The sequence below is a fragment of the Pseudomonas sp. B2021 genome (genome assembly GCF_018135665.1).
GTDB classification, from domain to species: Bacteria; Pseudomonadota; Gammaproteobacteria; order Pseudomonadales; family Pseudomonadaceae; genus Aquipseudomonas; species Aquipseudomonas lactis.
In genome coordinates this window covers 4,139,868-4,152,497 of record NZ_SMOF01000001.1, presented here as the reverse complement: position 1 = coordinate 4,152,497, position 12,630 = coordinate 4,139,868, and the positions used below count along the sequence as shown (strand labels likewise).

The 12,630-nt window shown below is 61.4% G+C and carries 9 protein-coding genes and 4 tRNA genes; 10 read left to right on the top strand and 3 right to left on the bottom strand.

Going from position 1 to position 12,630, the window contains the following annotated elements; genetic code table 11:
- Positions 1-95: 95 nt before the first annotated feature.
- Both E1K68_RS18515 and E1K68_RS18510 read right to left on the bottom strand, forming a co-directional pair.
- The gene (locus E1K68_RS18515) at positions 96-305 is read right to left on the bottom strand and encodes a hypothetical protein (protein WP_005789784.1); all 210 of its coding nucleotides are present in this window, start codon (positions 303-305) and stop codon (positions 96-98) included.
- A 101-nt stretch (positions 306-406) separates the two neighbouring features.
- Positions 407-1,603, bottom strand: a complete 1,197-nt coding sequence (locus E1K68_RS18510) for an amino acid aminotransferase (protein WP_057711846.1) — start codon at positions 1,601-1,603, stop codon at positions 407-409.
- A 343-nt stretch (positions 1,604-1,946) separates the two neighbouring features.
- On the opposite strand from E1K68_RS18510, the gene uvrB reads away from it, so the two are divergent.
- The 10 genes from uvrB to E1K68_RS18460 all read left to right on the top strand — a co-directional run bounded on the left by uvrB (position 1,947) and on the right by E1K68_RS18460 (position 9,351).
- Positions 1,947-3,962 (top strand): excinuclease ABC subunit UvrB, encoded by a 2,016-nt coding sequence (gene uvrB / locus E1K68_RS18505; RefSeq protein WP_003192575.1) that lies wholly within the window; start codon positions 1,947-1,949, stop codon positions 3,960-3,962.
- A gap of 186 nt (positions 3,963-4,148) precedes the next feature.
- Positions 4,149-5,630: a glutamate--tRNA ligase gene (gene gltX / locus E1K68_RS18500; protein WP_212614522.1), complete on the top strand. Its 1,482-nt coding sequence runs from the start codon at positions 4,149-4,151 to the stop codon at positions 5,628-5,630.
- A 147-nt stretch (positions 5,631-5,777) separates the two neighbouring features.
- Positions 5,778-5,853, top strand: a tRNA-Ala gene (locus E1K68_RS18495).
- A gap of 79 nt (positions 5,854-5,932) precedes the next feature.
- A tRNA-Glu gene (locus tag E1K68_RS18490) sits at positions 5,933-6,008 on the top strand.
- A 50-nt stretch (positions 6,009-6,058) separates the two neighbouring features.
- Positions 6,059-6,134, top strand: a tRNA-Ala gene (locus E1K68_RS18485).
- 81 nt (positions 6,135-6,215) lie between these two features.
- A tRNA-Glu gene (locus tag E1K68_RS18480) sits at positions 6,216-6,291 on the top strand.
- Positions 6,292-6,474: 183 nt separating this feature from the next.
- The gene (locus E1K68_RS18475) at positions 6,475-7,014 is read left to right on the top strand and encodes a TetR/AcrR family transcriptional regulator (RefSeq protein ID WP_003192571.1); all 540 of its coding nucleotides are present in this window, start codon (positions 6,475-6,477) and stop codon (positions 7,012-7,014) included.
- A 15-nt stretch (positions 7,015-7,029) separates the two neighbouring features.
- On the top strand, positions 7,030-7,863 hold the full coding sequence (locus tag E1K68_RS18470) for an alpha/beta fold hydrolase (protein ID WP_003192569.1): 834 nt from the start codon (positions 7,030-7,032) through the stop codon (positions 7,861-7,863).
- Positions 7,864-7,901: 38 nt separating this feature from the next.
- Entirely contained in the window at positions 7,902-8,336 is a 435-nt protein-coding gene (locus tag E1K68_RS18465) for a thioesterase family protein (protein ID WP_003192568.1), read from the top strand.
- A 55-nt stretch (positions 8,337-8,391) separates the two neighbouring features.
- Positions 8,392-9,351 carry a tRNA-dihydrouridine synthase gene (locus E1K68_RS18460; RefSeq protein ID WP_094773822.1) on the top strand — a complete coding sequence of 320 codons (960 nt, stop codon included), beginning with the start codon at positions 8,392-8,394 and terminating at the stop codon, positions 9,349-9,351.
- Here the strand turns inward: E1K68_RS18460 and E1K68_RS18455 are convergent.
- A complete protein-coding gene (locus E1K68_RS18455) occupies positions 9,311-12,610 on the bottom strand; it encodes an EAL domain-containing protein (RefSeq protein ID WP_212614521.1) in 3,300 nt (1,099 codons plus the stop codon). The two genes, E1K68_RS18460 and E1K68_RS18455, sit on opposite strands and share 41 nt — an antisense overlap.
- Positions 12,611-12,630: the final 20 nt, after the last annotated feature.

Here is a 12,630-nt window from a genome sequence, read left to right as displayed (position 1 = left end):
GAGCTGGCGTGCCAGCGATAGCGGTGTGTCAGTCAATGAATCTTTAACTGAGCCGCCGCTATCGCAGGCAAGCCAGCTCCCACAGGTGTCCTACATCAGCCGCCAAATTGCAGGGTGCCCATGGCCAGTTTGGCCATGATTGCCGTCGCGCCTAGTTGTACCAGCCATAACGCCAGCCCACCGAGGAATACTCCCAACGCCACTTGCAGCACCAGGCTCTTCTGGCGCTTGGCTTGCGGTGCGCGTGGGGCGTAGTCGTGCAATTCGTCGCGGTCGGCGCGCAGGTCCAGGTCGTCGTTTCTCATAAAGCTCTCACAGCAAGGGGGCAGTCGGTGTTCAGTCTAGTGTGTTCGCCAATAAAAAGGGGGAAGCCATTGGCTTCCCCCTTCGTATAACGTTTGCCCGTTTACAGCACCTGGACAATCGCCTTGGTCACTGCACCAATGTTCGATTGGTTCAGCGCTGCCACACAGATACGCCCGGTATCGAGTGCGTAGATACCGAACTCGGTGCGCAGGCGGGTGACTTGTTCCACAGTCAGGCCGGAATAGGAGAACATCCCACGCTGGCGACCGACGAAGCTGAAGTCATGGCCTGGCGCAGCCTTAGCCAGTTCGGCCACCATCTGCTCGCGCATACCGCGAATGCGCAGGCGCATCTCGGCCAGCTCGGCTTCCCACTGGGCGCGCAGCTCAGGGTTGTTCAACACGGCGGCAACGATGGCTGCGCCGTGGGTCGGCGGGTTGGAGTAGTTGGTGCGGATCACACGCTTGACCTGGGACAGGATGCGCGCGCTTTCTTCCTTGGACTCGCTGACGATCGACAGCGCGCCTACGCGTTCGCCATACAGCGAGAACGACTTGGAGAACGAGCTGGACACAAAGAAGGTCAGGCCCGATTCCGCGAACAGGCGCACCGCGGCGGCGTCTTCGTGGATGCCGTCGCCGAAGCCCTGGTAGGCCATGTCGAGGAACGGCACCAGGTTCTTGGCCTTGACCACGTCCAGCACGTCTTGCCAGTCGGCCGGGCTGAGGTCGACGCCGGTGGGGTTATGGCAGCAGGCGTGCAGCACCACGATGGACTGTGGCGGCAGGGCGTTGAGGTCCTCGAGCAGGCCGGCACGGTTCACGTCGTGAGTGGCGGCGTGGTAGTAGCGGTAGGTTTGTACCGGGAAACCGGCTTTTTCAAACAGCGCCTGGTGGTTTTCCCAGCTCGGGTCGCTGATGGCGACGACGGCGTTGGGCAGCAGTTGCTTGAGGAAGTCGGCGCCGATTTTCAGCGCGCCCGTGCCGCCCACGGCCTGGGCGGTAATCACACGACCTTCGCTCAACAGCGGCGACTCAGCGCCAAACAGCAGCTTTTGCACGGCCTGGTCGTACGCCACGATGCCGTCGATCGGCAAGTAGCCACGGGCGGCATGTTGCGCCACACGAATGGCTTCCGCTTCGGCAACGGCACGCAAGAGTGGAATCTTCCCCTCCTCGTTGCAGTAAACGCCCACGCCAAGGTTCACCTTGGTGGTTCGTGTATCGGCGTTGAATGCTTCGTTGAGGCCCAGGATTGGATCGCGTGGTGCCATTTCGACAGCGGAGAACAGGCTCATTTTTGCGGCAGCTCTATGGGGGGTAGGAGGGACGTGTCGCGCTCCAGCCGAATGCACTAGAGCGGTGCACAAACGGGGAGCTAGTATAGAGGCCATCACGGCTGAGAGCGACAACGGAAACGGCTTTTCGGCCATGTTTTTCGGTTTATTTGCTGACCGTTAGTCTTATTGCCACATTGGCGAGAAAGGTCGTGTAGGACGACGGCCTTGAAACCCGTCACATTCGACACCACTTCTACAGCTATCATGGTTTTTTCCTGCAACCTGCGATGATTATTCGCGGGTTGCTGAGCTATTTCGTCCCTGGCGGTGTCGAGTCTGGGGTGACTTCACGAGGTACGTTATGTCGGATTTCCAGCTCGTTACCCGTTTTGAACCCGCCGGCGACCAACCGGAAGCCATTCGTCAGATGGTCGAAGGCATCGAAGCCGGCCTGGCGCACCAGACGCTGCTTGGGGTGACCGGTTCCGGCAAGACCTTCAGCATCGCCAATGTGATCGCCCAGACCAACCGCCCAACCCTGGTGCTGGCGCCGAACAAGACCCTGGCGGCGCAGCTCTATGGCGAGTTCAAGGCGTTCTTCCCGAACAACGCGGTGGAGTATTTCGTTTCCTACTACGACTACTATCAGCCCGAAGCCTATGTGCCGTCCTCCGATACCTTTATCGAGAAGGATGCGTCGATCAACGACCACATCGAGCAGATGCGCCTCTCGGCCACCAAGGCCCTGCTGGAGCGCAAGGATGCGATCATCGTTACCACGGTGTCGTGCATCTATGGCTTGGGCAGCCCGGAAACCTATTTGAAGATGGTGTTGCACGTCGACCGTGGCGACAAACTCGACCAGCGCGAACTGTTGCGTCGCCTGGCGAGCCTGCAGTACACCCGTAACGACATGGACTTTGCCCGCGCCACCTTCCGGGTGCGCGGCGATGTTATCGACATCTACCCGGCGGAATCCGACCTGGAAGCCATCCGTATCGAACTGTTCGATGATGAGGTCGAAAGCCTGTCAGCCTTCGACCCGTTGACCGGTGAGGTGATCCGCAAGCTGCCACGCTTCACCTTCTACCCCAAAAGCCACTACGTGACCCCGCGCGAAACCCTGATGGGCGCCATCGAGGGCATCAAGGTCGAGCTGGCCGAGCGCCTGGAATACCTGCGCTCCAACAATAAGCTGGTGGAAGCCCAGCGCCTGGAACAGCGCACCCGCTTCGACCTGGAGATGATCCTGGAGCTGGGCTACTGCAACGGCATCGAAAACTACTCGCGCTACCTGTCGGGCCGTGACTCCGGGGCGCCGCCACCGACGCTCTATGACTACCTGCCGCCGGACGCCTTGCTGGTGATCGACGAATCCCACGTCAGCGTGCCGCAGGTGGGCGCCATGTATAAGGGCGACCGTTCGCGCAAGGAAACCCTGGTGGAGTACGGTTTCCGCCTGCCGTCGGCGCTGGACAACCGGCCCATGCGCTTTGACGAGTGGGAAGCCATCAGCCCGCAGACCATCTTCGTCTCTGCTACGCCCGGCAACTATGAAGCCGAGCACGCGGGCCGCGTTATCGAGCAACTGGTGCGACCCACAGGGCTGGTGGACCCGGAAATCGAAATTCGCCCGGCGCTGACCCAGGTCGACGACCTGCTCTCGGAGATCAACAAGCGCGTGGCCCTGGAAGAGCGGGTGCTGGTCACCACCCTGACCAAGCGCATGTCCGAAGACTTGACTGATTACCTGGCCGACCACGGCGTGCGCGTGCGTTACCTGCACTCGGACATCGACACCGTGGAACGCGTGGAAATCATCCGCGACCTGCGCCTGGGCACCTTCGATGTGCTGGTGGGGATCAACCTGCTGCGCGAAGGCCTGGACATGCCGGAAGTGTCGCTGGTGGCGATCCTGGACGCAGACAAGGAGGGCTTCCTGCGCTCCGAGCGCTCGCTGATCCAGACCATCGGCAGAGCGGCGCGTAACCTCAATGGCCGCGCAATTCTCTATGCCGACCGCATCACCGGCTCCATGGAACGGGCAATTGGCGAGACCCAGCGTCGTCGCGACAAGCAGATCGCGTTCAACCTGGAGCACGGCATCACCCCCAAGGGCGTGTTCAAGGACGTGGCCGACATCATGGAAGGCGCCACCGTGCCCGGCTCGCGCAGCAAGAAGCGCAAGGGTATGGCCAAGGCTGCCGAGGAAAGTGCCAAGTACGAGAACGAACTGCGCTCGCCGAGTGAGATCACCAAGCGGATTCGGCAGTTGGAAGAGAAGATGTACCAGCTGGCGCGGGATCTGGAGTTTGAAGCGGCGGCGCAGACGCGCGATGAGATTGGCAAGTTGCGTGAGCGGCTGTTGGCTGTTTGATTTGCGTTGATTGGGCTGGCCTCATCGCGGGCAAGCCCGGCTCCCACATTGATCTGTGAGCGCGGTCAAAATGTGGGAGCTGGCTTGCCTGCGATGGCCGCGCCTCGGTTTTCCAGAAATCACCCAGGCTGTTACCATTCGCCCCTTGTTTCAATTTTCAGTTATATCGCCCATTCGAGACCTGCCATGACCACCGTCCGCACGCGCATTGCGCCATCGCCTACTGGGGATCCCCACGTCGGTACTGCTTACATCGCCCTGTTCAACTACTGCTTTGCCAAGCAGCATGGCGGTGAGTTCATCCTGCGGATCGAAGACACCGATCAACTGCGCTCCACCCGTGAGTCCGAACAGCAGATTTTCGATGCCCTGCGCTGGTTGGGCATTACTTGGGCTGAAGGCCCGGACGTGGGCGGCCCTCACGGTCCGTATCGCCAGAGCGAGCGCAGCGACATCTACAAGCAGTACACCCAGCAACTGGTCGATATGGGCCATGCCTTCCCGTGCTTCTGCACCGCCGAAGAGCTGGACCAGATGCGCGCCGAGCAACAGGCCCGTGGCGAGACCCCGCGCTACGATGGCCGTGCGTTGCTGTTGTCCAAGGAAGAAGTGGCTGCGCGCCTGGCGGCTGGTGAGCCCCACGTCATCCGTATGAAGGTGCCAAGCGAAGGCGTGTGCGTGGTGCCGGACATGCTGCGCGGTGACGTCGAGATCCCGTGGGACCGCATGGACATGCAGGTGCTGATGAAGACCGACGGCTTGCCGACGTACTTCCTGGCCAACGTGGTCGATGACCACCTGATGGGCATCACCCATGTGCTGCGTGGCGAAGAGTGGCTGCCATCGGCACCGAAACTCATTCTGCTGTACGAATACTTCGGCTGGGAGCAACCGCAACTGTGCTACATGCCGCTGCTGCGTAACCCGGACAAGAGCAAGCTGTCCAAGCGCAAGAACCCCACGTCGGTGACGTTCTACGAGCGCATGGGCTTCATGCCCGAGGCGATGCTCAACTACCTGGGCCGCATGGGCTGGTCGATGCCGGATGAGCGCGAGAAGTTCTCGCTGCAGGAAATGGTCGACAACTTCGACCTGTCCCGCGTCTCCCTCGGCGGGCCGATCTTCGATATCGAGAAACTCTCGTGGCTCAACGGCCAGTGGCTGCGTGACCTGCCGGTGCAAGAGTTCGCCAGCCGCGTGCAGCAGTGGGCGTTGAACCCCGAGTACATGATGAAGATCGCGCCGCTGGTGCAGGGCAGGGTAGAGACATTCAGCCAGGTCGCACCCTTGGCCAATTTCTTCTTTGCCGGTGGCGTGAATCCTGATCCCAAGCTGTTCGAGTCCAAGAAGCTTTCCGGTGACCAGGTTCGCCAACTGATGCAGTTGATTCTGTGGAAGCTTGAAAGCCTGCGTCAGTGGGAGAAAGATGCAATCACGGCGACCATCCAGGCGGTGGTGGAATCCCTTGAACTGAAACTGCGCGATGCCATGCCGCTGATGTTTGCCGCAATCACCGGGCAGGCCAGTTCGGTGTCGGTGCTTGATGCGATGGAAATCCTCGGCCCGGACCTGACCCGTTTCCGCCTGCGCCAAGCCCTTGATTTGCTTGGTGGTGTGTCGAAGAAAGAAAACAAGGAATGGGAAAAGCTGCTGGCCGCTATCGCTTAAGCAGGCCGCTTGCGGCACGAAACCCCGGTTTTCCGGGGTTTCGTCGGTAAGTGATTGTTATCCCGGCAAAAAATTTTGGAAATTGTTGAAAATAAATTTGACACGTTTCCAAACCGCCATTAAGATTCGCCCCGTCCTCACCGATGAGGGGCTATAGCTCAGCTGGGAGAGCGCTTGCATGGCATGCAAGAGGTCAACGGTTCGATCCCGTTTAGCTCCACCAATTTACAGGTTCAAGGTTCCGGCCACACCGTCCTTGAATTGATCAGGTCTCAGCTCTGATCAGATGTACAGAAGGTTTTGTCCCCTTCGTCTAGTGGCCTAGGACACCGCCCTTTCACGGCGGTAACAGGGGTTCGAGTCCCCTAGGGGACGCCAGTTTCAACAAGCAGCTCGAAAGGTCTGCTGCGTCGCGAGACGAAAAATCCGGGGCTATAGCTCAGCTGGGAGAGCGCTTGCATGGCATGCAAGAGGTCAACGGTTCGATCCCGTTTAGCTCCACCAATTTTACAGGTTCAAGGTTCCGGCCACACCGTCCTTGAATCGATCAGTTCTCAGCGCTGATCAGTTGTATAGAAGGTTTGTGTCCCCTTCGTCTAGTGGCCTAGGACACCGCCCTTTCACGGCGGTAACAGGGGTTCGAGTCCCCTAGGGGACGCCACGATTACCCGCTCTGCGGGATTTTTAAGGGTCATTCAATTATTGAATGGCCCTTTTGTTTGTCTGGCGTTTGGCCAATTCCCTCCTTTATTCCCATTTTTCTGTACTGACCGGCGGTCGTGCTTGTCGCTTGCCAAATATTATTATGGTAATAATATTCAACCCATGAACGACGGAGGCTTCGATGAGCGATAAAAAAGCGCAAACCCGCGAACGTATTTTGCAGGCTGCCAGCGCGGCATTGATCCAGCGTGGCCCGGCTGAGCCCAGTGTGGGTGAAGTGATGGGGGCGGCGGGGCTAACGGTAGGAGGCTTCTACGCGCATTTTGAAAGCAAAGACGCACTGATGCTGGAAGCGTTCAACCAGTTGTTGGCGCAGCGTCGCGCCTCCATCGATGACTTGGACGAACAGCTGACCGGCGAAGAGCGCCGCACCTTGGTCGCCGCGTTTTATCTGTCACGCAAGCACCGCGACTCCACGACCCAGGCCTGCCCGTTGCCCGCGACAGTGGGGGAGATGGGGCGCTTGCCGGACGCATTTCGCGAGGTCTTGAACGAGCACGTCGAGTTGATGGCTGCGCAACTGGCCGGCAGCCCTGAAGAGATCGACAAAGCCCTGGCGGACATGGCCTTGATGGTCGGGGGGCTGACCCTGGCGCGGGCGCTGGGGCCGGGCGAGTTATCGGATCGCGTGATACGTGCGGCCAAGTCGGCGGTACGCTGAAAAAGGGGACGCAAGATGGGCGCATTGACCTGGGTTCGTGGTTTCAATGGCACGGTGGGGCGCCTTGCGCCGCATGCGGTTGCCAGCAAGATGCGTCGCACCTTCATGACCCCGCGCGATCTGCCGCCGCGTGACTGGGAGCTGCCGTTGTTGGCGCAATCGGAGCGCATCACTCTGCGTTTCGGCCTGTCGGCGTTGCGATGGGGGCATGGCCCGGCGGTGCTGCTGATGCATGGCTGGGAAGGCCGGCCCACTCAGTTCGCCAGTTTGATCACAGCGTTGGTCGACAACGGCTATTCGGTAATTGCCCTGGACGGTCCCGCCCACGGCCGTTCGCCAGGGCGTGAGGCCCATGTGCTGCTGTTTGCCCGCGCCATGCTTGAGGCGGCGGCCGAGCTGCCGCCGCTGTACGCGGTGGTCGGCCACTCCATGGGCGGCGCCAGTGCGATGCTGGCGGTGCAGTTGGGGTTGCGTACACAGGCATTGGTCAGCATTGCCGCACCGTCGCGCTTTCTGGATGTGTTGCGCGGGTTCACCCGCATGGTCGGCTTGCCGCCACGGGCGCGCTCAGCCTTTATCCAAGAAGTGGAGTTGAGCATGGGCATGCCGCTCAAGCATCTGGACGTGGCCCACTACCAAATGAACATTCCCGGCCTGATCGTCCACGCCGAAGACGACACCTTCGTTCCGGTCAGGGCGGCTCAAGCCATTCACGAAGCCTGGTTCGACAGCCGCCTGCTGCGCCTGGAGCAGGGCGGCCACCAGAAAGTGCTCGCCGACCCGCAGGTGATCGACGCTGTACTCGCCCTATTGGCCGGCTGCCGTCTACAGGAGCGCCAGAGCGCCTGATACACTGCCCCGCCGACATCAATCGACTGGAGCAAGGCATGGGCTGGGATTTGGCAACGCCGTTCATCATCGATCTGCAGGTTGCGGCTGAAGACATCGACGGCCTGGGACACGCCAATAATGCGGTGTATGTCTCGTGGCTGGAGCGTTGCGCCTGGCGCCATTCCCAGCGCCTGGGGCTGGACCTCACCGAATACCGCCGCCTGGACCGCGCCATGGCCGTGGTGCGCCATGAAATCGACTACTTGGCGGCAGGCTATGAGGGCGATGAGTTACAACTGGCCACCTGGATCGTCGATTGGGACCAACGGCTGAAAATGACCCGTCGTTTCCAGCTGGTACGCCCCCGCGACGGCGCGACTCTACTGCGTGCGCAAACAACCTTCGTGTGCATTGAGTTGTCCAGCGGCAAGCCCAAGCGCATGCCCGCCGAGTTTATTGACGGTTACGGCCCCGCCCTGACAGGGGGTTAACGGTTGCCGCTGGAAACCCAGTAAACTGCGCCACGATTTTTGTTGAGTGTTTTCCATGCAAATTGCTTTGGCGCCCATGGAGGGGTTGGTCGACAACATCCTGCGGGACGTGTTGACCCACGTGGGCGGTATCGACTGGTGCGTGACCGAATTTATCCGGGTCAACGACCGCCTGCTCACGCCTGCCTATTTCCACAAGCTCGCGCCTGAACTGCTGCATGGTGCCCACACGGCGGCGGGTGTGCCGTTGCGGGTGCAGTTGCTCGGTTCTGACCCGGTGTGCCTGGCGGAAAATGCCGCCCTGGCCTGTGAGCTGGGCTCTGAGGTCATCGACCTGAACTTCGGTTGCCCGGCCAAGACCGTGAATAAATCCCGAGGTGGCGCGGTGCTGCTCAAGGAGCCGGAGCTGCTCAACCAGATCGTCGAGCATGTGCGTCGTGCCGTACCGGCGCATATTCCCGTGACCGCCAAGATGCGCCTGGGCTTCGACAGCCCGGATGGCGCGCTGGTGTGCGCCACGGCCCTGGCCGAGGGCGGCGCGGCGCATATCGTAGTGCATGCGCGCACCAAGGCCGATGGCTACAAACCGCCGGCCCATTGGGAATGGATCCCGCGGGTGCAGGACGTGGTCAAGGTGCCGGTGTTTGCCAATGGCGATATCTGGAGCGTCGAAGACTGGAAGCGCTGCCGCGAAATCAGCGGCGCCGAAGACATCATGCTGGGCCGTGGCCTGGTGGCGCGGCCCGACCTGGCGCGGCAGATTGTGGCGGCCAAGGCCGGCGAAGACGTGGTCGAGATGACCTGGGCGCAGATGCAGCCGATGCTTCAGGAGTTCTGGCGCCAGTCGGTGGCGCAACTCACGGAAAAGCAGGCGCCCGGCCGCTTGAAACAGTGGCTGGCGATGCTCACGCGCAACTACCCGCAAGCGGTGGAGTTGTTCACGGCCCTGCGCCGGGAAACGGACTTGAACCAAGTCAGCCGCCTGCTGGGTATGCCGCATCCAGCAGCCGCCTGAACCCCTCGATCGGCAACGGTCGGCTGTGCAAATACCCCTGGAATAAATGGCAGCCGAGCTTTTGCAGGAACGCCAGTTGCTCCAGGGTTTCCACCCCCTCGGCGATGACTTCCAGGTTCAGGCTGCGGGCCATGGCCACAATGGCGCGGATGATTTCCGCATCATTGGGGTCGTGGGTCGCATCGCGCACGAACGACTGATCAATCTTCAGCGCGTCCACCGGCAGGCGCTTGAGGTAGGTCAGGGATGAATAGCCGGTACCGAAATCATCCATCGCAAAGCTCACGCCGAGTTTTTTCAGGCGGCGCATCTTCACCACCGTGTCGTCCAGGTTCTGGATCACGATGCCTTCGGTAATTTCCAGTTTCAGCAGGCTGAACGGCAAACCGTGTTGCTTGAGGCTGTGCTCCACCCGTTCCACAAAGTCGTTCTGGCGAAACTGCCGGGGACTGATGTTCACGCACAGGCTGAAATTGAGCGGGTCCACCAAGCCGTCGGCAATCAACTGGGCAAAGGCGCCGCAGGCTTCATCGAGAATCCAGGTGCCGACCTCCAGGATCAGGCCGCTGTCTTCCAATACCTTGATGAATTCCGTCGGTGACTGCGCGCCCAATTGTGGATGCTGCCAGCGCACCAGGGCCTCGGCGCCGACTATCCGGTTGCCGCGCGCATCCACCTGGGGCTGGTAATGCACGCTGAATTCGCCGCGTGACAAGGCCAGGCGCAAGTCGGTCTCCATGCGCAGGCGTTCGCTAGCGGTTCTTTGCATGCTGTTGTGGAACATCTGCGTGGTGTTGCGCCCGGAGTCCTTGGCGCGGTACAGGGCGATGTCGGCGCGCTTGAGCAGATCGGCAGGGGTGGTGCCGTGGTCGGGGATCAGCGCCACGCCGATGCTGGGCGTGACCTGCAGCCGGTGACCGTCGAGAAACATCGGTTCCGAGAGCAATTCGCGCAGGGTATCGGCCAGCGCTTGCACCTGGCTGCTGACCGTCTGGCGGGTGCCCTCCAGGCCGCTGAGCAATACCACAAACTCATCGCCGCCCAGGCGCGCCACGGTGTCCTCCATGCGCACGCTGGCCTCCAGGCGCGCGGTGACGATTTTCAGCACGGTGTCGCCAACGGGGTGGCCGAGGGAGTCGTTGATGTGTTTGAAGTGGTCCAGGTCCAGAAACAGCAGGGCGCCGCGCAGGTTGTGGCGCTTGAGCAGGGCGATCTGCTGGCTCAGACGGTCCATCAGCAGTGCGCGGTTCGGCAGGTTGGTCAGCGGGTCGTGATAGGCCAGGTGACGGATCTGCGCCTGGGCGTTCTTCAATAGGCTTACATCCCGCGCGGTCAGCAGCAGACAGGGGGTTTCATTCAAGGTGATCGGCTCCACTGACACCTCCACCGCCAGTACCTCGCCGCGCTTGTTGCGCCAGAGCATTTCCAGGTGGTGGATGCGGCCCTTGATCTGCAACTCGGCCAACAGTGCGGCGCGTTGGTTTTCATCGGCCCAGATGCCGATCTGGTACAGGGTCAGGCCGATGGCCTCTTCGGTGCGGTAACCGGTCAGGCGGCAAAAGCCGTCGTTGACCTCCACATAACGGCCGGTGTCGCGTTCGGTGATGGAAATCGCGTCGGGGCTGGAGTGAAACGCCTTGGCGAACTTCTCTTCACTGGCCTTGAGTGCGGCTTCCGAGCGTTGCTGCTGGGTAATATCGCGCAGCGTGGTGACGATGCACGGCTGGTCGCTGACCTTGATCAAGCGGCTGGAAATCATGCAGGTCAGGCTTTGGCCGTCCTTGTGATGCACCACGATAGCCACATTGCTCAGGGCCTGTTCGCGAATCACCTGCTCGATGCGCTGCAGGCGCTTGCTGGAGTCGTCCCACAGGCCGATTTGTTCGGCGCTTTTGTCCAGTACTTCGGCGGCTGTAAAGCCAAACGTCTGGGTAAACGCCGGGTTGATCTCGATAAACGCGCCGCTCTCCAGGCAGGTGACGCAGATCGGGTCGGGGCTGGCCTGGAACAGGCTGGCGAACTTCTCTTCCGAGGCGGTCAGCCGTTGCTCGCGCTCGACCTGGTCGGTGATGTCCAGCAAGGTGCCGGCCATGCGCAGGGGCTTGCCTGATTCATCGCGATACAGGCGTGCGCGGCTCTCCAGGTAGCGCGGGCTGCCGTCTTCCATTTGCACGCGGTAGGTCAACTGATAGTTGCCGTCCGGGCCTTCGCGCAGACTGCGGTACGCATGGCGCATGCCCTCGCGGTCTTCATCGGACATGCCCTCAAAAAACGCATCGAAGGATTCATGGAACGGCGCGGGTTCCAGCCCGTGCAACTGGGCGGCACGCGCTGAGCCGTAGAGCATGCCGCTGGGGATGTGCCAATCCCAGGTGCCCAGTTGCGCGGAATCCAGGGCCAGGTCCAGGCGCTCCTGGCTGTCCTTGAGTGCTTGCTCGGCGTTTTTACGTTCGGTGGTGTCCAGGAACGTGCTGATCAGGTACGCCTCGCCGTCCAGTTCGACCTTTTGCGCGCTGAGGGTGCCGTCATGGATCTGGCCGTTGCTGGCGCAGAACTGCACTTCCATGGTGATGGGTTCCCCCTTGCGCTGCGTGGCCTTGACCAGCAGCGCACGCTGTTCCGGGTGGCGCCACAAGCCCAGTTCCAGGGTGGTGCGGCCGATGGCATCGGCCACCGGCCAACCGAACAGCATCTCGAAATACTGGTTGGCTTCGCTGATCAAACCGTCAGCCTGGCGCGTCAGCAGCACCATGTTCGGGCACAGGTGGAACAGGGTGGCAAAGCGCTTTTCCGAATGGCTGAGGGCGTGTTCACGGTCGCGTTGGTGGGTGATCTCGCGGATCACCCCGATCATGCGCCGCCGTCCGGCTTTGTCGGGAACCAGGCTGCCGCTGATTTCCAGCCAGTGCTGGCTGCCATCGGGCCATTGGATGCGGTGGTGCATGGCGCGGTCGAGCGGCTCTCCGGCGAGCACCGCATGAAAGCCGCGCACCACCCGCGCACTGTCTTGTGGGGCCAGCAGGTCGAGGTAGTCGAGGTCCTTGGGCAGAGGCTGGCGCGGGTCAAAGCCGAATAACGCCTGGGTACCCCGCGACCAGCTGATTCTTCCCGTGTCGATTTCCCAGGACCAGGCACCCAGTCGCGCGGCATTGAGGGCCGTCAGCAGTTGCGGGGCGCTGTCCCAGCTTTGTTCCGCCGCTTGAGGGTCCAGGGCGTAGATGCGGGGCAGGGGTGGAACCGGGTCAACGGGGTTGCGCATTATCAAAGGGCCTTGGCTCA